Annotated in this window: 25 protein-coding genes; all 25 read right to left on the bottom strand. The window is 71.4% G+C overall.

Annotated elements, in window-relative coordinates; genetic code table 11:
• Positions 1–96: 96 nt before the first annotated feature.
• Entirely contained in the window at positions 97–1,467 is a 1,371-nt protein-coding gene (locus tag ORI94_RS08450; protein ID WP_266073739.1) for a DUF317 domain-containing protein, read from the bottom strand.
• 66 nt (positions 1,468–1,533) lie between these two features.
• Positions 1,534–2,649 carry a DnaB-like helicase N-terminal domain-containing protein gene (locus tag ORI94_RS08445; RefSeq protein ID WP_266073738.1) on the bottom strand — a complete coding sequence of 372 codons (1,116 nt, stop codon included), beginning with the start codon at positions 2,647–2,649 and terminating at the stop codon, positions 1,534–1,536.
• Positions 2,649–3,920 carry a DNA cytosine methyltransferase gene (locus ORI94_RS08440; protein WP_266073737.1) on the bottom strand — a complete coding sequence of 424 codons (1,272 nt, stop codon included), beginning with the start codon at positions 3,918–3,920 and terminating at the stop codon, positions 2,649–2,651. The genes ORI94_RS08445 and ORI94_RS08440 overlap by 1 nt, the downstream gene beginning before the upstream one ends.
• A complete protein-coding gene (locus tag ORI94_RS08435) occupies positions 3,917–4,882 on the bottom strand; it encodes a hypothetical protein (RefSeq protein WP_266073736.1) in 966 nt (321 codons plus the stop codon). The genes ORI94_RS08440 and ORI94_RS08435 overlap by 4 nt, the downstream gene beginning before the upstream one ends.
• A gap of 13 nt (positions 4,883–4,895) precedes the next feature.
• Entirely contained in the window at positions 4,896–5,273 is a 378-nt protein-coding gene (locus ORI94_RS08430) for a hypothetical protein (RefSeq protein WP_266073735.1), read from the bottom strand.
• A gap of 68 nt (positions 5,274–5,341) precedes the next feature.
• Entirely contained in the window at positions 5,342–6,559 is a 1,218-nt protein-coding gene (gene trpA / locus ORI94_RS08425; protein ID WP_266073734.1) for a tryptophan synthase subunit alpha, read from the bottom strand.
• A gap of 61 nt (positions 6,560–6,620) precedes the next feature.
• Positions 6,621–7,301 carry a hypothetical protein gene (locus ORI94_RS08420; protein WP_266073733.1) on the bottom strand — a complete coding sequence of 227 codons (681 nt, stop codon included), beginning with the start codon at positions 7,299–7,301 and terminating at the stop codon, positions 6,621–6,623.
• A complete protein-coding gene (locus ORI94_RS08415; protein WP_266073732.1) occupies positions 7,298–9,088 on the bottom strand; it encodes a type IV secretory system conjugative DNA transfer family protein in 1,791 nt (596 codons plus the stop codon). Before ORI94_RS08415 ends, ORI94_RS08420 begins: the two co-directional genes overlap by 4 nt.
• A 32-nt stretch (positions 9,089–9,120) precedes the next feature.
• A complete protein-coding gene (locus ORI94_RS08410) occupies positions 9,121–9,897 on the bottom strand; it encodes a DUF317 domain-containing protein (protein ID WP_266073731.1) in 777 nt (258 codons plus the stop codon).
• Between the two features lie 2 nt (positions 9,898–9,899).
• Positions 9,900–10,259: a hypothetical protein gene (locus ORI94_RS08405; protein ID WP_266073729.1), complete on the bottom strand. Its 360-nt coding sequence runs from the start codon at positions 10,257–10,259 to the stop codon at positions 9,900–9,902.
• Positions 10,260–10,489: 230 nt separating this feature from the next.
• A complete protein-coding gene (locus ORI94_RS08400) occupies positions 10,490–11,311 on the bottom strand; it encodes a DUF317 domain-containing protein (protein ID WP_323056031.1) in 822 nt (273 codons plus the stop codon).
• Entirely contained in the window at positions 11,308–11,661 is a 354-nt protein-coding gene (locus ORI94_RS08395) for a hypothetical protein (protein WP_266073726.1), read from the bottom strand. The genes ORI94_RS08400 and ORI94_RS08395 overlap by 4 nt, the downstream gene beginning before the upstream one ends.
• Before the next feature lie 26 nt (positions 11,662–11,687).
• Positions 11,688–12,491, bottom strand: coding sequence for a DUF317 domain-containing protein (locus ORI94_RS08390; RefSeq protein ID WP_266073725.1), 804 nt, complete (start codon positions 12,489–12,491; stop codon positions 11,688–11,690).
• Positions 12,488–12,871 (bottom strand): hypothetical protein, encoded by a 384-nt coding sequence (locus tag ORI94_RS08385; RefSeq protein WP_266073724.1) that lies wholly within the window; start codon positions 12,869–12,871, stop codon positions 12,488–12,490. The genes ORI94_RS08390 and ORI94_RS08385 overlap by 4 nt, the downstream gene beginning before the upstream one ends.
• Positions 12,872–13,146: 275 nt before the next feature.
• Positions 13,147–13,554, bottom strand: a complete 408-nt coding sequence (locus ORI94_RS08380; protein WP_266073723.1) for a hypothetical protein — start codon at positions 13,552–13,554, stop codon at positions 13,147–13,149.
• Between the two features lie 17 nt (positions 13,555–13,571).
• Positions 13,572–14,231, bottom strand: coding sequence for a hypothetical protein (locus ORI94_RS08375; RefSeq protein WP_266073722.1), 660 nt, complete (start codon positions 14,229–14,231; stop codon positions 13,572–13,574).
• Complete coding sequence (locus ORI94_RS08370) at positions 14,228–14,986, bottom strand: hypothetical protein (RefSeq protein WP_266073721.1); 759 nt, start codon at positions 14,984–14,986, stop codon at positions 14,228–14,230. Before ORI94_RS08370 ends, ORI94_RS08375 begins: the two co-directional genes overlap by 4 nt.
• 26 nt (positions 14,987–15,012) lie before the next feature.
• A complete protein-coding gene (locus tag ORI94_RS08365) occupies positions 15,013–15,717 on the bottom strand; it encodes a hypothetical protein (RefSeq protein WP_266073720.1) in 705 nt (234 codons plus the stop codon).
• 13 nt (positions 15,718–15,730) lie between these two features.
• On the bottom strand, positions 15,731–16,579 hold the full coding sequence (locus tag ORI94_RS08360; protein WP_266073719.1) for a relaxase/mobilization nuclease: 849 nt from the start codon (positions 16,577–16,579) through the stop codon (positions 15,731–15,733).
• The gene (locus tag ORI94_RS08355) at positions 16,576–17,364 is read right to left on the bottom strand and encodes a hypothetical protein (RefSeq protein ID WP_266073718.1); all 789 of its coding nucleotides are present in this window, start codon (positions 17,362–17,364) and stop codon (positions 16,576–16,578) included. Before ORI94_RS08355 ends, ORI94_RS08360 begins: the two co-directional genes overlap by 4 nt.
• Positions 17,361–17,798, bottom strand: coding sequence for a hypothetical protein (locus ORI94_RS08350; protein ID WP_164379527.1), 438 nt, complete (start codon positions 17,796–17,798; stop codon positions 17,361–17,363). The genes ORI94_RS08355 and ORI94_RS08350 overlap by 4 nt, the downstream gene beginning before the upstream one ends.
• 100 nt (positions 17,799–17,898) lie before the next feature.
• Positions 17,899–18,372 (bottom strand): hypothetical protein, encoded by a 474-nt coding sequence (locus ORI94_RS08345; protein WP_266073717.1) that lies wholly within the window; start codon positions 18,370–18,372, stop codon positions 17,899–17,901.
• A 190-nt stretch (positions 18,373–18,562) separates the two neighbouring features.
• Complete coding sequence (locus ORI94_RS08340) at positions 18,563–20,353, bottom strand: hypothetical protein (protein WP_266073716.1); 1,791 nt, start codon at positions 20,351–20,353, stop codon at positions 18,563–18,565.
• The gene (locus ORI94_RS08335) at positions 20,350–21,492 is read right to left on the bottom strand and encodes an AAA family ATPase (protein WP_185906786.1); all 1,143 of its coding nucleotides are present in this window, start codon (positions 21,490–21,492) and stop codon (positions 20,350–20,352) included. Before ORI94_RS08335 ends, ORI94_RS08340 begins: the two co-directional genes overlap by 4 nt.
• Before the next feature lie 191 nt (positions 21,493–21,683).
• Positions 21,684–21,905, bottom strand: a complete 222-nt coding sequence (locus tag ORI94_RS08330) for a hypothetical protein (protein ID WP_054100348.1) — start codon at positions 21,903–21,905, stop codon at positions 21,684–21,686.
• Positions 21,906–21,928: the final 23 nt, after the last annotated feature.

The following is a 21,928-nucleotide window of genomic DNA, read 5'->3' as shown; positions in this document are numbered from 1 at the left end:
TTTTCCAAGCAAGCTTGTCCGACTTGCGGTTGTGATCGCGCCCAGACTGTGTCTCGACGCATGCAGCTGGAGCTGCCAGCGGGCAGCGCCCGATGCTTATCGACGCGAACGGCTGGCGGGTCGGCCGGCCGTGACCGCCGGAGCGGCCGGCGCACTGGCCGCGAGGCGGGTCCTGTGCTCGAGGCTCAGCTGGGTCTGGCGCGTGCTGGTCTCATGGGCGAGGGACTCAGAGAGACCCGCCAGCAGTGAACTCGGGGTGTTCGGGGACGCGGTGATGGCCCAGGTGGGCCGGTCCGGACCAGGGCCGGCCCAGATGGTCCAGGTGGCCAGGTTCTGACTCGCGTGTTGTGCGGCGAAGGCGTCGAACTGGATGCCCGCGTCCCCGCCGGGGGACGTCCAGCGGATCCATCGCCCGTCCACGGTGTGCTTCCATCCGGCGTCGGAGAGCGGCTGAGTGGCCGAGGTGACCATCTTCTCGTCTACCGGGGCGCCGATGACCGTGTCCCAGCCGTCGCCGTCGGCGAGGTAGCTCAGCAGATCCTGCAGCACCGGGGCGGGGGTGGTGCCGGTTGCAGTGAGGACCCACATGCGGTCGGAGACGGGTGTCTCGTAGGCGGCCACGGTCCAGGCGGTCTCGCGGGGGTGGGTTTCGTGGACGCGCTCGATGCGCAGGGTCTGGGACTCGTGGATCGCGTGGGTCGTCTCGTCCGACCAGGTCCGCCACTTCTCGAACTCGCCGTGCGTGTCGAGGAAGGTGTCGAGGAGCGCGTCGTGGTCGCCGGCATCGGCCAGGTAGACGGGGACAGTCTCCAGCTGGGGGCGGGGCGGTTCGGGCTTGGCTGTGGTGACGTCGAAGACGGAACGCGCTGCAATGGCGGCGCGTTCCGTGTCGGTCAAGGGCGCCGGGCCGGGGCGCATCTCGGCCGCGTGGACCTTCTCGAAGGCCACCAGTGCCTCCGCCGGTGAGTCGAACGTATCGGCGATCTGACGCAGATGATCCTCACCGTGCAGGTAGACGGACTTGCCGCCTGGGTGGAGGTATGTGCCGACTGCGACGGTGGTGTGGACGTCGCGGGCGTGTGCGTGGATCAGGAGGTGGCCGTTGCGGATGTCGTCGTGGATCTTCTGCGCCTGGTTGGAGATCTCGCGGATTTCGCTGCGGGTGCACCAGGGCATCGGGTAGTTCGGCCAGGTCCATTCCTCGTCGATGGCCTCCTGGAGGCGTGGGGTGATCTCGAGGGTGATGCCTTCGGCGGTCAGGTGCTGGGCGGCGTCGGCGGCCCAGTAGGGCTCCTCGTGATCGATGCGGGCCAGGACCAGGACGCCTGTGGCGGCGACGCTCCAGCCGGCAGCCTCCATGGCCGTGAGAGCGACGGTGGCCTGGCCACCGGTGACGTGAGCCTGCACGGCGCTCGGGTGAGTGGGGTGGGTGTCGAGGCGGACATGGGCGTCGATGGCGGGAGTCACGTGGGGGTCTCATCTGTTCTGCCGGTGTCCGGGGTATTCGGGTCCGGCCACCGGCGTACTCGGGAGTTATCGGGTTGCTCGTGTCGATCGGGCGGCGTGTGCGGCCGTGGTGGTCGGCGGGCCGGCGCGGATGGCAGGCGCCGGTCGCCGCTGCTGTGGCGGGGTGGTTCCGGTGGCGTTCTGCCAGCGGGTGCGGACGGCGGCGATGTCAGCGAGGGCGCGGCGAGCGCCGACGACGAGCTGGAAGGGGGTGTTCGCCGGGTCGCCGGCGTACGCCTCGATGTGCCGTCCGGTGTGCTCGGCCGTGGCCAGGAGGGAGCGCTGCAGGGCGCGTTCGCCCCAATGCCCGACGGATCCGGCCGGTTCGGCCAGCATGCGCAGGACCTCGCCTGGTTCACTGCCGCCGTCCAGCAGGCCGCGCTGCTGGGCTTCCCACAGGACGGTGACGGGGTCGACGGGCTCGTTGCGGCGGGCGAGGGTGGTCAGGCACTGCCACAGGCCGACGTGCAGCGGCAGGGTGAGGTCGTCGGGGACCAGCCACCGCACGGCGTCGATCTCGTCAGGGCGGGCGATGGCGGTGGCGAGCAGCAGTTGCTCCTCCTCGACCGCCGCGGTGTGGTCAGGGGCTGCGGGGGGCGGTGCCAGGGTGCGGGGGAGGACGCCAGAGCGCGGGGGAAAGCGGTTCGCGATGTCGTCCACGACCGCGGCGAGTGAGTCGGCCTCGGTGAGCACCGTCTGGACGGGGTGGGGGAGAGAGACGTCGTGGACGGTGTGGATGAGGCGTTCGGCGGCCGTCAGCAGGCGGCGGCGGGCGTGCTCGGCCTCGACCATGCGGGCGTAGGCGGGGGCGTGGTTGGGCCAGGGGCAGACCTGGACGAGGGTGTGCAGGTAGGTGGCGGTCAGACCGCGCGCCTGCTCCCGGCCCGCGGTGAGCACGCGGTCGAGCCACTTGGTGTTCTTCGCGTGCTCGGCGGGGTCGGGCCGCGGCAGGGTGCTGATCGCGGCGTACAGGGCGGCGTGCGCGGCGGTGGAGAAGGAGTCGGCGGTGATGCCGCTCACGTCGTCCAGGCGGTGCGGGTCGAGGAGGAGGGCCCCCAGGAGGGCCTGCTCGACGTGGAACACTGGCTGGGGCGGTGCGATGGCGGCGAGGTCGTCTTCGTCGGGGTTGGGGGTGTGGGGCATCAGGCGGCGAGGGTGAAGTCGTCGGGGTCGAGGGGGAGGCCGAGGTGCGGGGCGAGGAGGTGGCCGGCGAGCAGCGGGGGTACGGCGTTGCCGATCTGGGAGAACTGTTGGCCCTTGTTGCCGGCCCAGGGGTAGTCGGCGGGGAAGGTCTGTAGGAGGCCCGCCTCGCGGGCGGTGATCCGGATCGGCTCGGGAACGGCCGGCGCAGCGGCTTCTTCGGCTGGCGGTGTGGCGGGTTCGGCGACCCAGGTGCACTCGTTGGCGCGGTGCCCGAAGAACAGCGTGCCAGCCGGCTCCTGGATGGACCGGACGGTGGCGTTGGCCTGGTTGTTGCTGCGCAGGGACCAAGACCAGCGGTGGGCCTCGGCGGTGAACGTGGGCGCCGGAGCGTCGGCCGCACGGTTGTCTCGGGTGCCGTGCCGGGCCGCCCACCCCGTGCCTTCGCGGCGGGACTGCAGAACCACCCCGTCCGGCCGGGGCATCCAAGTGCCGCGCTCCCGGGCATCGGACAGCGTCTTGCGGGAGCCCGACGGGAACGGTTCGGGTCCGCCTCCGGGCCCACCTCCTGCGCAGACGGTGGGGACGGGCCGGTCAGTCGCGCCCCATCCCAGAGCTTCGGCCATGCTGACCCAGCGGGCACGGCCCGGACCGAACAGCGATTCCGGCTCGGCGAGCTGGGCGTGCGTGGGCGTGGGCGGCTGCGCCGTACGGACGCGGGAGGCCAGGAGGATCGCTCGCTTCCTGGTCTGTGGGACGCCGAAGTCGGCGGCGTTGAGGATCCCGCACCAGACGGAGAACCCCCACCCCCGCAGGATGGCCGCGTACTGCTTCCACAAGGGCAGCACGTCCGGTACTTCCTCCATGACGACCCAGTCGGGCTCGCCGACCGTATTCAGCGCGTACAAGTAGCGCATCGGCTCGGCGGCGAGCAGGGAGCGCTCGTCACGGCACGCGGCGAGGAGGCGCTCGCGGGTGTCCCGCCCGGCCGCTAGGTCCTCGACTGCTGCGTGCACCAGCGGCTGGTCGAGCAGGCCGAGGCGCTTGCCGGCCATGCTCCACGCCTGACATGGCGGCGAAGCGATCACGCCGCGGGTGTGGCCGATGAACGGCCAGGTCGGATACCTCGCCACGTCGCACCGGATGGTCAACTGGTCCGCCGCAGCGCGGGTCTTGCACGCCCACTGGTCCCATTCCAGGCCGACCTCGCGCGCGCCCAGGACGTGCAGCGCTCTGCTCCAGCCGCCCGGCCCCGCGAAGAGGTCGAGTATCACGTGGCCAGCCCGAAGTCGTCCTGCGTCAGCGCGTCGGCGTCGCCGCGGCACGCCCAGGGCGAGCAGCCGTCCTCGACACCGTTCTCCAGGGCGTCGGCGTCGTCCGCGCTAATCCGCAGGGCGGCCCGCTCAGCAGCCGTGACGTGATCGATGGGGGCTTCGCTGAGCGGGACGCGGGAGCGGTGCAGGAAAGCCGCGCCGACCAGTCGGCTGCCCGACGCATTGGCGCGGGCGTTGCCCTGCCGGATGGCCGCGTCGAATTCGACGACGTCCGCCCACTCGGACGGAGAAGTGTCCCTGATATGCCGCCACTGCGCATTCCCGTGGAACGGGCGCCCCAGGCAACTCGACTTCGGGGTATCGGCGAGACCGAGCGAGGTCAGGTAGCGCACGCAGTCGGCCCTGCTCCAGGACATGTCCAGAAGGGGATGCCGGTTACGCATGTACTTGACGTCCGCGTCCTTCGCGCGGTGGAATTCATCCCTGGATATTCCTACCCACTGCTCGACGAAAACGCCCTTCGGGATGCGGGCCGGGTAGGGGTAGCCGAGTAGTTCGCGAACCTTCTGCTTGATCGGCTTAACCATATATTCCCCGGTGCACTGTCGTCGGGTCATTCCAGGTCGCCCGTCCTGATTGAGGATGTGGAGCGGCATAGAGGCGAAACGGTGTTCCGGGCTCAGTGCGTCGTCGCGGATATTTCCGGCCGACACGCGGAGTACGGGTATCCCGGCGGGCGCGGCTATCTCTTCTTCCAGGCGGTCAAGGTGTGCGTAAACCGCTTCGGGTTCCCATCCGGTGTCGGCGAAAATTGCGTAGTCGAGCCTGGGGAGAATGCCCTCGGCTGACAGGGCGAGAAGCGTGCTGGACTGAACTCCCGCACCGAGGGAGAGGGCGCGGAATCGGGGCTGATCTGAAATGGTCTGTCCTGGGTGTAGGGAAAAGGGAGGGCGCGCTCGCATCGCGGCTGTCGCGTCAGCGGCAGGGGGATTCCGGTCGGTCGCGGGATGCGGCGTCGCAGAGGGCGGAGATGCGGTCGAGGAGGTCGGCGGCCGACTCGATGAACTGCTGCGGTGTTGGCCCGATCAGGACGACCCGCCGTGATGTGGCGGCGGCCTGGCGGCGCTGGTTCTCCACGGCGCGGGCAAGAGCAGCCGTCAGTTCGGCGGCGGCGTCCTGGACGGCCTTGGCGATCTGCGCGACGCGGTGAAGGAGCAGCAGGTCCGTAGGGGAGGGCCGCGACGCCTGGCGGCTGAGGGTGAGAAACAGCCGCAAAGCCGTGCCGGCGAGGTCCTGGGCCGTCAGTGAGGTGCGCGGCCAGTGTGGATGCGCCCCGTTCGGCGGGCAGGGCACGCAGGGCCTGGTGCAGACAGGAAGCGTCGGACGAGACGCGGGCCAGGACCGGGGCCGGGTTGGTGGGGTCAGGCGCGGGTCTCCGTGGTGGCGTACGGGTTCAGGGCTTGGGCGAACGCGGCGGTGAGTGCCGGGGCCTGCTCGGGGGCGGTCATCAGGGCGCGGACGACGGGGGTGCCGATGACGACGGCGTCCACCAGTGGCGCGACGCGTTCCGCGAGGGCTGGGGTGGAGATGCCTACGCCCGATACGACGGGCAGGGGGCTCGTGGTACGCAGGCGTGTTGTGAAGTCGGCGAGCGCGGGGACGTCGAGTGGGCCGCGGTAGCCGGTGGGGGCGGTGCTGGCGGGTGCGTAGAGCCATCCCGACGCGCCGGCGGCAACGGTGGCGAGGCCGGTGTCGGCGAGGTGGCGCGGGACGAGGCGTGGGGCGGAGAGGTTCGCGGCCTTCGCTGCGGCCTGCCAGCGCTCTGCCTGGTCGTCGGGCAGGTCGACGACCATGGCGCCGACGGCACCCGCGTCAGCGAGCAGCCGGGCCAGGCGTTCGGGGCCGTGCCGGCTGACGGGATCCCAGTAGGTCATGACGACGGTCGGCCGAAGGCCAGCGGCGTGCTCGACCGCGCGCAGGGCGCGGGCGAGGACGTTTCCGCGGCTCAGGGCGCGGCGGTAGGCGGCTTGGATGACGGGCCCATCGAGGCTGGCGTCATGGTGGGCGAGGCCGATCTCGAACAGGTCGGCGCCGGCTCGTGCGATCTGGGCGAGCTGGTGGCGCTCGGCGCGGGCCGGATGCAGTCCGGCGGGGACGAACACGCCGAGCGCGCAGCGGGGTTGAGCGAGGAGGGCCTGGAGGGAGTCGGTGGTGGTGGCCAGGAGATGCCTTTCTCGGAGGGCGGGCTGTCGCGGCAGGTCAGCGGTGGTGTGGGGCTCGGCGACATCGGTGGGGAGTCGGTCCCACTGGGCCCGGCACTGGTAGCGCTGGATGATCTCGGCGGCGTTGCGCAGTTGCTCGGCGACCTGCCGCAGGACGGCGGTCTTCTGTTCCGGGGCGGTCGCGGTGTGTGTGGCTTGCAGAAGCGCGTCCAGGGCGGTGGGCAGTGACTCGTCGTGCGTGGGAAGGCCGTAGAGGGCGGCGTGCAGTGCCTGGGCGTAGACCGTTACGGGGCCGCCCCGACCGCGGCTGCGGTACTCGACGGGGGCTTGCCGGCGGGCGCCGAAACAGACGGTCACGTCCCGGGGAGCGGTCCCGGGGTGGAGCTGGTCGGCGAGGGCACGGGCGAGATCATGCACGGTGGGGGTGTCGGAGGACGTGGAAGCTCCTCGGATGGCGGTGCCGGATGCGGCGGGGTGGTCAGCGGGCGCGGCGAGGAGCCGACGGTGTGGTTCGCGGACCGGTCGCGGGAGCTGAACGGCGGCGGGTACTGGCGGGGATGTCGGAGGGTGTGGGGATGCCCAGGTGGACACGTGCACTGAGACCGTGGGTGTACGCGTGTGCCTCGGCAGCGGTGACGGCGCCGAGCAATCCGCGCTCGTCAAGCCCGTCCCGCGGGCGGTAGGACTCGCAGTCTGCTGTGGAGACAAAGCCGTGTTGCTCCAGAAGCAACCGGGCGGCGGCGGTCGAGGCGGTCACGGCAACCGTGCCGTCACCGAACTGGAAGCGCAGGTCCGGTCTACCGGCCGGCTGGTCGGGACTCCAGCGGGTGGTCCAGGAAAGGTCGACGAGCTCGTGGGTGTGGGCCAAGAGCCCGTACATCGCGACGCCAGCGCGCTCGTGGACGTCCTGCACGGTACCCGGAGGCAGCAGGTAGAGCCTGCGGCCGTGGTGTTCACGTGGGTGGAAGCCGGCTTCGGTGAGCAGCCGGTCGGCGTCGCTGATGCGGCGGTTGAGGATGACGAAGGTGTGCCCGTCGTCGGTGGACCCGATGAAGACGTCGGGGATGTCCAGAAGTGACACGGTGGTGGTCCAGGGAATTCGGCGGCCCTTCGCCTGACGGGAGCGGACCGGCACCAGGTGCAGCGGTGTGTCGCTCACGCGGCCTTCCCGAAGTCGGACTGTGTCGGCGCGTGTTTCGCGATGGCGCGAGCCGTGATCGCCTTCGACGCGCGGGCGGAGGCTGCGGACAACTCCTCTGCTCCTGGCTCCTGGTACCACGGTCGAAGGTCGAGCATGGCGGCGCGCATGCCGGTGGCGAAGCAGAGCGCGGTTCCCTTGGGCAGGGCGCGGATCGCGTCGGCGGGCAAGATCCGCTCCTGCCGCATTGACACCGACGTGCTCTTTCCGGACTCTGAGTGCGAGGTGGACGTGGTCTCCACGTCGTGGTCGCCAATCAAGCGGCTGAGCTTGTCCGCGAAGTCGGGGTCGTCGATGCCGGAGCCGATGACCTTGACGGTCGAGGCGGACCACATGGCGTCCATGCCCGCGTCTCCCCAGACCTTCTGGCCCTGGCGGTAAGACTGCAGGATGGTGATCGGGATGATTCCGCGGCTGCCGAGGTGGGAGTACAGGTCCGGCAGGTCGCTGATCTTGCACACGTTGGCGGCCTCGTCGAGGATCGCCAGCATGGGCGGGTCCAGGCGTCCCCCGGCGCGTTCGGCCTGGGCGGTGGCCGCGCGCATGACGGAGTCCGCGCACGCGGCGATCAGTGCCGAGGCCCCGCCTCCGCCGTCCTTGCTCAGCAGGAACAGTGTGTCGGTGGAGGTGACGAACTCCGACGGGCGGAACTCGGGAACGTCCTTTTGCGGGGTGACCCAGGCGGCGATCTCGTTGTTCAGCAGTGCGGCGGCGTACTGGCGGGCGGTCTCGTAGATGCCGTCGCGCGTCTCCGGGGGGCCCTCGACGGTGCCCTTGAGCTGTGCTGCGACGGCGGCGAAGTCGTGGTCGCGGAGGATGTCGAGCGGGGTGCGGTCGGCGGGGAAGGCGAGCCACTGCATGATGTCGGTGATGGGCCGCTCGTCGAGCGCTGCGGCCAGCAGCAGTTGGGACAGGATGTTGCTGCCGGCCTTGGACCAGAAGTCGCCCTGCTGGGAGGCGTCCACCGAGGCGGCGAGGAAGTGTCCGGCGAGCCGGTTCGCCCCGTCCAGGGTTTTCGCGCTGGCGAGGGGGTTCCACCACATTTCGCGTGCGGCGTGCGCGATCTGCTGTGGGTCCATGGTCCACACCTGCCCGACGCGGGAGCGGGCCTCGTATGTGGCGGTGAATGCGTCGCCTGCGGCCTTGTTCGAGGTCAGCAGGACGGGGCCAGGCGCGGCGAGCATCGAGGGGATGGCGAGCGAGGTGGTCTTGCCCGAGCGGGGCGCCATGATGGCGACGGCCACATCTTCGTAGCCCATGCGCACCTCGTGCCGGGTGTTCTGCAGGTTGCCCAGGAGGATGCCGGTGTCGCGGGCTTCGATGTGCTTGGCGTCTTTCAGGCTCGGACGCAGCGAGCGGGCCTTGTCGGTGATCGCCTTGGCCATCAAGGGCTCGATGTCCCTGGCCTTGGCCATGCCGGTGATCTTCTTCCGGCCGCCGCCGCGGTTCTTGTGCCGGAGCCACAGGGCGACCGCCGTCACCCCGAGAGCCAGGAGGAGCAGAACGGGAATCATGCGTGCCCCGATGAGCAGGGCGTTCTCCCCGGCCTCGGGCCAGACCTGCTCGGGGTGGAGCAAGGCGTTGGTCGGCTGGTAGCGGGCCCAGCTGCCTCCGGTGAGGTAGGCGGTGAGGTTGCCGCACAGCCAGGCCAGGTGGGACAGGGGGACGACGACGGCGAGCACGCCGAGCAGGAGGCGCAGGACGAGGTCGTATCCGTCGGTGTTGCTGCTGGAGGAGGAGGGGGGCAAGGGCTAGGTGCTTCCAGGCGGGGACGGAGGGATCAGCGCAGGCGGTGGCGCTCGGCCTGCGGCCGTTGCGGAGGATGCGTACTCGTCGCCGGCGGGCCGGATCGGCGTGCGGCGAGGGAGCGGATGCGTTCTTCCAGGGCGCCGGCGACCTGCGTGGCCGGTACTTCCCGGTGCGAGAGGGTGATGAGGTCCGGGTTGCGAGTCGGGAGGCTGGAGGGTCCTGCGCTGCGCGGCACCGGTCGGGGGTCGGTGAGCGCGGCGGTGAACGCGGTGATCAGGTGGGGTGGGGTGTGCTCGCTGAAATGGGCTTGCCACAGGAGAGTCCGGAAGTCGCGGAGGGCGGTGTCGACCCACCAGGCCCGGGTTGTCTCGTCGGCCTCGACGCGGACGGTGCCGTCGGGTGAGACGAGCCGGTGGTGGCTGTAGGCCGGAGACCAACCCGCTGTCAGAAGCGGCTCCTGCGGATCCCAGTTGTCTGCTCGATCGGCAGTGGGATCGGTCAGTGCATCGGTGAACGCAGCGATCATTTCGACGGGGGTGAGGGCATCGAAGCTGGCGAACCAGGCGGGCCGGTCCGGCGCGGGGGCGTGCTGCAGAGTCCACCACCGTCCGTCGGGGTCGGGCTCCAGCCGCAGGAGGGCCTTCTGGTCGGGGCTGGAAAGCAGGACGCGGGGCATCAGGGGGTCGTGACCGTAACTCCAGCCGCAGGCACGGTGGAGGGGGACGGTGATCCAGGCTGGATCGCCGCCGCCGGCCAGGTGGCGTGGGGCGATGTAGTCGATGTCGACGTTGGCGGGGGCGTCGGGCATGGTCACCGTCCCCTCGCGCCGTGTCCGCTGCGCCGGGACGTCAGGGCGGGGAGCTGCGGGCGCTTCGGCCGGGACGGTGCTCGGCGTGTGGCGGCCTGGATGTCGAGGATGGCGCGGCCGTGGCAGGCCCAGTCGTCCAGATAGCTCCAGGATTCCGCGTGGTGCGCGTCCAGCGCGTCGACGTACGCTTCGCTGCCCGGTCCGGCGTCTTCGGGAAGCTGGGCCCGGGTCTGGTGCCACTGTGCGTCCAGGGTGTCGAGGTGGCTCAGTGCTTCCTCCAGGATGGTCAGTTGCCCGGGCCAGCTGTCCCGCGTGAAGTGTGCGGGCAGGTGCTGGAGCTGGAGCCGGGCGGTGGCCAGCAATTGGCGGGCGCCAGGACGGATGCTGGCGAACGCTGCGGCGGTGTCTGCGTCGCGGACGGCGGCCCGTCGGCCGTAGGCGTCCTGGTCGAAGGGCCAGCCCTCCAGGTCCGTGTTGAACTCGGTGAAGGCGTCCCAGGAGGCCAGGATCCGTTCGCTGTGGCGCAGGTAGCGGTTGAGGCGCCGCAGTGAGGCGCGGCGGTGAGAGTGGGAGATAGGAAGTTCCTGTCGGTTCAGCGGCGGGCGACCGGCTGGGCAGTGCGGGCGTTCGCCGGGGACGGTGCGGGCTTCGTCTGACGTCGGCGGGCTGCGCGGGCGCGTGCCGTGATGGCCTTGAGCCGGTTGGTGTGGGCGTCGACTACCTGCTGAGGGGAGAGTGGACTCGGCTCCTGAACGGCCCTGTAGTGGGCGGCCGGCTCGTACATGCCGCGTTGGAGTGGATCGGTGTCGGTCAGCGCGGTGACAAAGGCGTTGACCAAGTGGGCGGAGACGTTCTGGTGGAAGTGCGCGTGCCAGATGCGTCGGCCGCCAAGCTCGTGAAGGCTGGTCTCGTGGGTTTCGATGTGCCAGTCCGGCGTGTCGTGGAGTTCGCTGACCGGGCGGTGCTCGATGGTGCACATGCCGTCGGTGGAGCGAGCCGCGCCGCTGTCGTCGCGAGCCCAGCCTGCTGCGTCGAGCGTCCGCCATGGGTCTGGCTGTGCGGCCGGTGGCGGGGCGATCAGGGCGTCGGTTACGGCGGCGAGGACTTCGGCGGGGACGAGTTCACCGAAGGCGGCGTACCAGTAGGGCTCGGCACCGAAGGGTTCGCTCGCCAGGTGCCACCACGCGGACACGTACCCGGACTCCGGGGTGAAGTGCAGGTTGTAGCGGTGGTCGGGGCTGGTCATGACCATGCGCGGGCTCAACGGATCGGAGGTGCGAGTCCATCCGGCGGCGGCGAGACCGTGTGTGACGTGCCGGGCGTCACCGGGGCCGGCGAGGTGGCGAGGGCTGGTGTCGAAGGGGATCTGCCAAGCGTGTTTGTCGGCGAACTCCGAAAGCTGCCGTTCGCTCACCGGCACCGGCTGCACCCCTGCTCGCTCTCGGCGTCATCGTGGAGCGCGCGCAGCTCGTCGAGGACGTAGTGGAGGGTGTGCTGGTCGGTCTGCTCCCAGGCGGCGCTGCGCAGCTCGGCGATCAGGAGGTCGAGGTGCGCGGAGCGCGGGATGGCGTGGTGTTCCTGCACGGTGCGGGCGAGGGCGCGCAGGGTGTCGGCGAGCTGGACGGGCAGGCCCGTGTACTCGTCGAGGAGCGGCTCGACGAGGGCGAGGGCTTCGGCGGGGTCGGGGCCCTCGCGCAGGTACTCGGTGACGTCCGACAGCGTTTCGGTCAGGGCGCGCAGGGTTTCCGGGGTGGGGGCAGGCATCGGGCTCCTTGAAGTGAGGGTGGAAGTCAGCGGCGGGTCCGGGCACCGCCGGCCGGGGTGAAGGGACGGGCGGCGGTGCGTGGCCGGGCGCTTCGGGCGCTGTTGCGGGCCCAGGTGGCGGCGCGGGCGGCTGTGATCCGAGCCTGTTGCCACGCGCTGAGCTGGGAGGGCTTGACGGAGACCGACCAGGTCCGGATCTGGGCGCTGTGCGGGACGCGTCCGCGGGGGCGCATCACGGGGTCCGGGCCGGCAAGTTCGGTTGAGAAGGCTTGGACCAGGTGCATCGGCGTGTTCGGCGTGAATTGGGCCGTCCAGCCGTTGCCCTGCTTGTCCTGCGCTCCGGTCCACCATATCGCCGCGCCGTCGGCGCCCTGGCGGTACTGCATCCACGCAGTACCATCAGGGCTCGTGGCCGTGTAACCCTGGCTCTCGAAACGCGTGTGCCAGTTCTGCTCCTGCAGCGGTGCCCAGACGTTGGGGGCGTGGGCGGCGCGGGAACGGGTGAGGGCGTCGGTCAGACCGGCGACGATCTCCACCGGAGTCTGCCGGCCCAGGTGCGCCGACCACTCGCCGTTCGCGCCGCCTGTCCGGCCGTGGATGGTCCACCCGCCCGGCAGGATGTAGGGATCGTAGGCGACGCGGACGGTGCGGTCCGGGCTCTCCATGAGCAGCGGGCCGTCCTTCTTGGACTTCTCCCGCCAGCCCGAGGCGCGCAGGAACTCCGAGACGTGCCGGACGTCACCGCCGCCGGCCAGGGCACGGGGCTGGACGAGGTAGTGCTGCTCTGCTTGCTCGCCCGGCCCCCAGCCCTGCCACTGCTTCTTCTTCACCGGCGCCGCCGTACGACGAGCGGGGCGGGAGCCGGAGGCTTCGCCGCGGTGGTGGCCGGTCGAGTGCCGAGGTGCTGGAGGAGGTCCTGGTGCTCGTCCAGGTCCAGGCTGATGTCGTGCAGTTCGTTGGCGGCACGGCCCAAGGCGAGCCATACCTCCGCTGGCAGGGCGCCTCGTTCCGCCTCGCTCTTGGCGAAGTGGCTGCCGGTGATGACGAGGTGAGTGACGCCGCCGAGGACTCCGTTGTCTGGGTCGAGGACACGGGCGATGACCTGCGCTGCCTGGGGCGGGGGAAGCTGAGAGAGGTGGTCGGAGAGCCGGCCGAGCTGGCGAGTGATCTCGTCGGCCAGTCTCACCGGGTAGGGCGCGGGGTGGGACATGCTCCTCCGGGGCGTGGACGGTCAGTGGTGGTGGCGCTGCCCGACGGGTTGCGCTTCGGTGGGGACGGCTTCCGGGCGGGCGCCGGCCATTGGGGAGGCTCGGTCGGGGCCGGCCGTGATGCAGGCGCGTAGATAGCGGCGGAACAGGGCGGTTGCGAGCCGGGGTTTGAGCCGATGGCTGATCGGTGCGGGTGTGCGTTGTGCTACGGGTTTCTCCGTGGAGTTGGGCGGCGGGGAGGTGGGCGGCCCCAGCGTGGTGCCGGGGCCGCCCGGGCTTACGGGGTGCGGCGGGCCGGTGCGGGGCGCGAGGGGGAACTGGCGGGCGCCGGTTGCTGCGGGTCGGGTCGGGCCGCGCGCGGCTGGAGGCGGTGCACGGCCTGCTGGTAGAGGGCCTCGTCGAAGACCTCGGGGTCGCAGTTGACCGTGTATCCGGCCAGGAGCAGGGCGGGGATGGCGCGGTTCGCCAGGTGTTTCTGCTCCTCGGCACCGAGGTGGTCGGGCACGGTGTGCCAGATGTAGAGCGGCTCGCCTGTGGGGTATTCGTGGCGTTCGAGGCCGAGCTGTTCCAGCAGGTCGTGGAGGCCGGCGGGGGCGCCGGTGGGGGTGTCGGCGTGGATGGTGGTCGTCAGGGCCTTGATGTAGATCTCTACGTCTGTGCCGTACTCGTCGGCCAGATTGGCCATACGTTTCTTCTCCGGGGTCAGCGGCGGCGGGAAACCGGGGACTGTGCACGGCCCGCTGCCGGTGTCGGGGCCGGTGCGGTCGCTGGCGGCTGCGTCGGGCGGGCGGCGTGGTTGCGGGCGCGCAGGATGACGCGGGCGGCCTCGCTCAGGGAGTTGGCGGTGCTACCGAGCCGTGCGATGGGCTCAGGTTCCTCGCCGGGCGCGGCGCCGTGGAGATCACTGGCGGCGATCCAGGCGCGGACGATCACTTCTCTGGTCAGGGGCAGCAGCCCGTGCACGGGGGCCGCGACCTCGGTCAGGACTTCGGCCACCTCGCTGCTGGTCTCGGCGGCCGAGGCCCGCTCGGCGAGTTGGGTGAGGTAGCGCAGGGCGGCGTCACGGTCGCCGTCGGGGGCGGCCAGCATGTTCAGGGCGGGGTCGAGGTGGACGCTGTGGCCGTCGGCGAGCAGGGCGTGCGAGGCGCCGGTCGCCTTCAGGCGCTGCTGCTCGATGGGCAGGCCGTGCGGAAGACGGTGGTAGTCACCGCGGGGTCCGGGAGAGGTGAGGAAGCCGCCGGTCCGCTGGAGGATGTCCGCTGCCTGCTCGGTGCCGCCGATGGCCACGACCAGGCCGGTACGGGGGTCCTTGGTGATGGTGACGTACTCCAGGACCCAGAAGTCGGGCTCCGTCTGGTTCATCGCGTCCTGGCGGTGGGTGTGCGGGCGCCGGCGGGGGCCGGCGGAATGGAGGCCGGGGCGGAGGTGGGCGCGTGACGTCCGGCGGGGTGCTGGAGGGCGGTGCCGATGCCGAGCGCGTCGAGCTGCGGGCCGATCTCGCGCAGCGCGCGGGCCTGGGCCTGGGTGTCGTCGCCACTCAGGCGGTAGATGCCGCTGTGCGGGTCCTGGATGAAGCCGTGGGCGGCGAGGATGGTGCCGGCCCGGTCGTCGGCGGGGGCGGTGGCGACGCTGCCGTCCGGCTGCCAAGTCAGGACGACCCGGTCCGGCTGGGAGGGCTGGATGCCGTCCAGGGCGTTGTGCCTCACCTGGGCGAGCGCACGGTCGTAGCGGACGAGGAGATCGCCGGAGACCTGCTCGGCGCCGAGGAACGGGTCGTCGGTCAGGGCGATGCCGTTGGGCTCGGGGACGCCGCGGTACGCCTCGTCCGGCAGGGCGTGCGGGGCGACGGCGGCGAGGAGGAAGCCGTCGCGTTCGTCGTGCCGGTCGATCAGGACGAGCTGGGCGCCGTCGGGGCGGCTGAGGACGGCTGCCTGCTGCGGGGGCTGTTCGGCGAGGGAGGCGGCGACCAGGTCCAGGTCCCAGATGCGGTCGGTGAGGTCGGCGAGGTCGCCCTTGGCGTCGCCCGTCAGGTGGGTGCTGGTCCAGGTGTCGGGGAGTTCGCCGGCGAGGACGTCGGCGTAGGAGGCGAGGCGCTCGGAGGCGCTGTGGTCGTGCATGGTGTCCTTGGGCAGTTGCAGGGGCGTTAGCGGCGCAGGCGGGTGGCACCGACGGGTGGCGGTGCCGGGGCTGGCAGGGCACGCGGCGGGGGCGGGCAGGCGCACACCGCGGAGCGTTCGGGCTCATGGTCGGGAACCTGCTCTGTGCAGGCGCGGCGGCCGGGGTGAGGGGCGTGCCGGTCGGCCAGCCGTCCGCGGGTGTGCGCGAGGTCGGAGCGGATGACGCGGACGTATGCGTCGGCGAGGTAGCGCAGGCGCCCGGCGGTGTACGGATCGCTTGCGTCGCCGAGGCCGTCGAAGAACTCCGCCAGGGCGCCGAGGGTTTCCTCGAACCCGGCGAGGATGCCGTCGTGGGGCGCGGTGAGTTCGGTGAGGATGTCGGCTGCCTCGGCGGTGTCGGTGGCCTCGCGGAGACGTTCTGCGAGGTGGGAGACCGAGGCGCCGAGCGTGGGATAGGCCGCGGGGCGGGCTTCGGTGTCGAAGCGCTCGTCGCAGTCGGCGTGGTACCCGACGGCCCGCAGGCGCCCTACGGCATCGATGGCGAGACGGGACTCCTCGTCCTCAGTCAGGCCGACGGGGGCGCGGTGGTAGCTCTCGTGGAGGCGGACGACCGCGACGAATCCCGCGCGCTGGAGAAGGCTGTGCGCCTCAGCGTCGCCCCCGCGGGCGAGGAGTTCGCCGGAGTGCGGGTCACGGCGGATGTCCAGGAAGCGGCCGGTGGTGCGGGGCAAAGAGACGTTTCTCCTACGGAGATCGGTGGGTGGTGCGCCGGGCCGCGGCCGGTGCGGCGGCGGTCCGGGGCTGGGCCAGATGGGCCGCAGTGGCGTCCAGGTCCTGCTGAATCGCGTGGAGGCGGCGGGCGATCAGCTCCAGACGGTGCGCCGTGTCCGTGCCGGCAGCCCCCGGTTGGCGGGCGATCCGGTAAGCGGTGTGCTCGACCAGTCCGCGGACCGTGGCCAGCGGGCCGGCCTGTTCGTCGGCGAGCTGCGTGAGGACGCCAGCGAGCTGCGCCGATGCGGTCGGGACCGTACGGGCAGCGGACCACTGCGTGGTGCCGGTGCGGACGGGGATCAGGTGCAGGTCCTGCTCGATGCGGCGCGCTTCGTCCGCAAGCCGTCGCAGGATGTCGGCGGGAGGGGTGCGCCAGGTGCCGTCGAGGTGGATCAGGTTGGCGATCAGATCCAGACGTCCGGGCTGGCCCTGGACAGCGATCCACCGCCAGCCGTGCTCTGCGGCGCCGGGTACCTCGATACCAGCGGCCCGCGCGAACCGGTGGGCGGTTTCGGACCACTCGGGACCTGTCAGCTCCCGGTCGTCCGGATGGAGCCGGACGTCGAGATGGAGGATCGCGTGCCGGTCGTCGTCCGGGCTGGCAGCGAACGGATGCTCCAGGTACGGATCTTCGAGGTGCTCGGCCCACTCAACGGACGTCCAGGTCCTCTGCTCGTCGTCCGGGGTGTAGTAGTCCAGGCCCGGCCAGTGGGCGACCACGGTGTACTCCGTCAGGCCCTCGTTCGGGGAAAGGGGCCGCCCGAGCGCCTCGGCCAGCGGCTCGCGCGGCGAGTGGGCCCTTGCATGCAGGCGGGGGATCACGACGGCACCCCGCTCGACACGCGGGTGGGTGACCGGTGCTGATGAAGGTCGCGGGCTGCACAGAGCAGCGAGCGCTCGCGCACCAGGTCGGCGTGGACCGAGATGTCTCCTGGCGGAAGGCAGTCGATCGCCCTGTCGATGGCGCTCAGCCCCTCGTCGTACCGGCCCAGCCGGCGCAGGGCACCCGCCACGCGGAAGAGGACGATCGGGTCGGTGCCGGTGGCGAGGGCGGGCCGGGAGCTGAGGGCCAGGAGACGCTCCGCACCCTGGTTCAGGTCCTGGCCGAGCCACAGTCCGTGCAGCAGGACGTGCAGTGTCTTGGGGTGCTCCTCGGCCTCGGTGAGGACTTCGTCCAGGACCGTCAGGCCCTCGGGGCGGGACTGGCCAAGCAGCGCGAAGGCGTACAGGGCGCGGGTGTAGCAGTCCAGCGGCTGACGTGCGGTCTGCGCGAGCTGTTCGACGAGGCGCTGGAGGGTGGGGCAGCGGAAGTCGAACCGCAGGGCGCTCAGGTACAGATGCGCCAAGGTGCGGGTGGTGATCGGATCACGGTGCGTCGCGAGGACATCCTCCGGGGACAGCAGGCCCAGGACGCTGCGGCCGGCTGACCGTGCTGCCCAGGCGGCGTCCGCGCACACCTCGGCTGAGGTTTTCCAGTCGGCCCGGATGCCGTGGAGGTCTTCGGCCAGGTGCAGCGGCCAGGAAGGATCGTCCGCAGTTGCGGTGGCTCGGGCCCTGGCCTTGTGGAGCGCAGCGGCACGGTCGGGGCGGTTCGTGGGGGGAGTCACCGGCCGCCCCTGGTGTCTGCGGTGTGCACGAGCTGGCCCAGGGCGGTGGTGGTGTACCAGCCGCAGTCGATCAGCTCGTCGCGACCGGCGAACCGCGTAAGGAGGGCGTCTTCCATGGCCCGCAGGTAGATCAGGCAGTCCGGGCAGCGGCGCGAGAGGTGCACGAGGTAGCGGGGGTGAGCGGTGACGTAGGACTGGGCACCCCCGGTGGGGTCACGCAGGCGCCATCCGTCCTCGTCGGTGGGGGTGTGCCAGGAGGGGGCGACGATGCGCATGGAGTCTCCCCACAGTTCTCCGCCGGCCACCCCCTTGAGGACGACGACGGTGTCTCCGGCCTGAAAGTGGGCGTGAGTGATATCTCGGGTGGGAGTGAGCGGGTCGGGGGTGCGGGCGGTGACGGGGGTGGGCTGATGGTCCCAGGACGGAGGGAGCACGCGGTTCCTTCCACGCGATGGCTGTCGGGGTGGGAGCATCAATAGTCCGGAGGAACGCCGGTTTGGCTAACCGGCGTTTCCCGGCTATGTTGCCCCGCCGTCAGCGGAACGGATTCTCCGTCCCGCGGTCCGCCTCGGTGGCTGCGTCGAGGAGTTCGAGCAGGTCAGTGCCTTCGGCGTCACGCTGGTCGATCCACCAACCGGCACGAGTTATGGAGCGGGCCTTCTCCTCCAGCTCCGCCCAGTCCGTCTCGTCCCAACTGCCCTCGACGACCAGGGCGGTGTGCGCGGCCATCATCAGCTGATGGCGGGAGCGCTCACCCCAGTCCAGGGCCTTGGCCGGGCCCTCCAGCTGCGGCATGTCGAACTGCTTGGCCCAGGTGGCGGCTGCCTCCTGCTCCTCGGCGCGCTTCTCCGCGAGCCACTTCTCCTTGGACGCGGAGTCGGCGTCGCGCGCCGCCTTCCAGCAGTCGGTGCAGTCCTTCGACGCGAGCCAACGGGCGAAGCCGGCCCGCTTGTCGGCGGGGCGGTTGGACAGGTCGTGATCTACCCGGTGGGAGCAGGCGTGCTCCACGGTCCAGTGCGTACTTACCCCCGGGGAATTCCGTTTGATGGGCGTTACGTTCGAGGTCGGGCTGCTGCTCTGGGGCTTCAAATCGAGTGCCTTTCGTTGACGGTTGGGGTTGCACGAGTCATGCGACGGACGGGGGCGGTCTGGAGTGCTTGGCGGTGGTCCTGGGGACGCTTCCGCCTTCTGCGTCGTCTCAGCGGGTCCTGCGGATGGCGTCTGTGGCCGCCTTGGCGATGGCGGCGGGAGCGCTGGAGGGCTGGGGCAGGTGCAGCAAGGTGGTCCCCGGCAAGTGGCGGGATTCCGCGGTGAGGGTGAGCTGGAGTACGGCGCAGCCGGCGGTCGTGAGCTGCTTGACGCGGGTGACGGCTTGAGCGGTTTCGTCGCTGCCGTAGTGGGCGTCGGTGACGATCACGAGGAGGCGGCCGGCGCCGGGGCGGCTGAGTTCGAGGCCGTGGTCGAGTGCGTCGATGGCGTTGGCGAGGTTGTGGTGGCCGCCGGTGGCATCGAACGTCGTCACGCGCTCGGGTGCTCGGTGGGTGGGCCGGGTCAGTGCGGTCAGGTGCCTGTCGTAGGCGATGGTGGCGGTACGGGAGTCGGGGTCGGTCAGGGCTGCTGCGCGTGCCACGATCCAGGCAGCGGAGGCGACGGGCTTGCAGGCGGCGCGCATGGAGCCGGAGACGTCGACGGCGATCCCCACACGCAGTGGTGGGGTGGGGGAGTTCCGGCGGCGGGTGTGGGTGAACGGTTCCGCTGTGGGGACCGACCCGGTCGCGCGCTGAGCGTCGCGGGCGAGGGCCGCGCGCATGTTGAGGCGGCCGGGCGGGGTGGGGCTGGTGGTCCGTTCCTCGGTCCGCTCGCGGTAGGCGGCGGCACGCAGGGCGCGGCTCAGGCGCGCGGCGGCACTCTGCTCGGCGGCGGTGGGCCTGCGGGTGCCGGTGACCGGGTTGCCGGAGGGTGCCGGTGTGCCGTCGGGGTGGACGGTGGTGCTACGGGCGTTGAATACCGACTTGGCGGTGGCGGCGGCTTTGCGTCGCTGGCGGGCTCGCTGGGCGCGGTCCTGAGCCTGCGCCTTGGAGCGCGACGCCATGGCGTTGGCCGCTGCGGCCTGTGCCGCGAGGTCGGCCGCGTCGGTGGCTGCCGCGTGGTCCATGACGACCCCCACGGCGCCGGTCAGCAGATCGGAGAGGCCCTCCGGCACGGGCAGGGCGGGGGCCGCGGCGTCCAGAGCGTCGCACCATTCTTGACCGTGCGCGAGCATGGTCGTGGCGTCGTGGTCGGCGCACTGGTGAGCTGCGGTCCAGATGCGGGTGAGGGTGGTCAGCAGGTTGGCGCCCAGCACCTTTTCGCACAGATCGGCGACGGCCCGGGTCTCGCCGGCGTCCAGGATGCCGACGTCCCGGCGGCCGAGGATCAGGGCTGCCGCGGCGGCGGCCTGCTCGATGCCCTGGAGGGTGGGGTGGGCGATGTCGGGCATGACCAGGGTTCGGGCGCTGGTGCGCAGGTACGTGCGGTCCGTGGGCCGCGTGATCAGGTGCGCGCCTTCGACGCGGCTCTCCTCCAGCAGGAGCGCGGCCTCGACGACGCGGGGGTTGGCCTCGGCAGGCTGTGTCCAGACGGAGTGGGCCGCGTGCGCGGCCTCGTGGACGAACACTCCCCAGGCGGCGGGATACCGCTCCTCGTCGCCCACGATCCGCGGATGGATCTCGTGGGGCTGGAGGGGTGCGAACAGGCGGGCGTCGAACTCGACCTCGCCCAGCGTGGGGAAGAACGCGGCCGGGGCGCCGCTGCGCGTGCCGGGGCTGCAGGTGACGAGGAGGTCCTGGCGGCCGGAGAGGGCGACCAGCCGGTCGCCGAGTTCGGCTCCAACCCGCAGCCACGCGGCCGGGGAGGAGCGGGGTTGCGCGGGCGGGGCGCCGTCGTCGTCCCAGCGCGCGAGGTCGGCGTCGTCTTCCGGCGTGGACTGGATGTGGTGGTGGGCGCTCATCGCGGGCGGCCCCGGTGTGCGGAGCCGGTGCTGCCCGGAGGCTGCCGGGCGGCTGAGGCGGGGAGCTGCTTGCCGAGGGTGAGAGGTGCGATCTTCTTGATGCCGACAGCCTTCGTGACGGCGTCGGCGACGGCGTCGCGATCCTCCACAGGAGCGATGCCGACGAGGTTCGCGAGCGCGGCTTTGGTGCCGAGGACGGCCTCGGTCTTCTGGTAGCTGAGCAGTTCCCGCAGTTGGGGGGCCCAGCCCAGCTCGCCGAGTTCGACCTGCTGGGCGAGGTGTCGGGCGACCCGGACCACCCGGGCATCGATCCTCAAGGCCAGGGCGAGGTCGTAGTCCGTGCCGATCTGGATCTGCACGCTGAACCGGCTCGCGAGCGCCTCCGTCAACACCGCCCCGTGGACGCCGGGATTGTGGCCCGCCACCACGTAGAAGCCCGGCTCGGCCTTGATGGTCTCGCCCTTGTGGGCCTTGACCTGGATCTGCCGGCGTCCGTCCATCGCGGGATACAGCGCCGCCAGGACCTTCGGTGAGATCAAGGTGGCATCGTCGATCAGCAGGGCGCGGCCCTCGGTCATCGCGGTGACCAGCGGACCGTACTGGAAGACGTAGGCTCCCGCGTCGTCCTGTGTGTACTCGCCGATCAAGTCGCCGACCGTGGTGTCGCCGTCACCGGCGACGGTGAGCAGGTCCGGGAACGCCGCCTCGACCAGACTCGTCTTGCCGGTGCCCGGAGGGCCGTAGAGCAGCACGGGCACGTCGGCGTCGCGCAAGCGGTTCAACGCCTCGACGTCGGGCAGATCGGCCAGCTCCCGGGGGTGGTAGAGCTGGCCCCCCGCGCGGCGGATCGGGCCGGTCTGCTTGGGCGCGGCTGCTGCGGTGTAGGTCGTACGGGTCGTGGCCGCCTGGGCGCGGGGAGAGTGGGTGCCCGGTGGGCTGATCACAGCCCTCTGCGCGGCTGCGGCGGTTTTCGCGTTCGCGCGGAACTGCGGTTGTCCGGTCCCGCTTTGGTCGGCCTCGCCGCGTCGCACCAGGGTGAGGGCGGCGTTGCGGACGGCGCCGTGGGAGTGGCCCAGCTGCCTGGCCATGTCCCCTATGGTGAGCTTGTCCGCCGGCCGGTCGGCCAGCAGTCGGGCCACCTTGGCCCGTAGTTCGCCGCCCTTGGTGCGCGCTGGTCTGGTAGGCCCGGGTGTGGTCAAAACGAGAACCCTTCAACAGGTGTGGGTGGGGGCGGGGTGGGCGATGCGCTGGAGAGGCCGGCCGCTCTCGGAGGGGATCACGGGCTGTGCCGACATCGGCGACCGGGCCAATCGGGGCGTACCGTCGGCGCTCACCGGCCGGCCGAGGGCTCGGTCCAGGGGCACGGGACGGCCGGCGACGAGCAGCTGGCTGGTTGCCGGGCAGCCCCGTGCGCCTGCTCCGTACCGGGTTCCGTCGCTCGGCAGGCGCAGCCGGGCGTTTCTTCGAAGCCGTCCTGGAGCAGGATCCGCCGGGCGGCGGCGTTGTAGCCGGTGGTGGTGATTTCGCCGGTGATGGTGTGCCGGATCGGCATGAACGGCTCTGCTGGTGCTTCGG

The sequence above is a fragment of the Streptomyces sp. NEAU-W12 genome (assembly GCF_026242095.1).
In the GTDB taxonomy this organism is placed as follows: Bacteria; Actinomycetota; Actinomycetes; order Streptomycetales; family Streptomycetaceae; genus Streptomyces.
The sequence above is the reverse complement of the archived record's forward strand: the minus strand, read 5'-3'. Positions and strand labels throughout refer to the sequence as shown.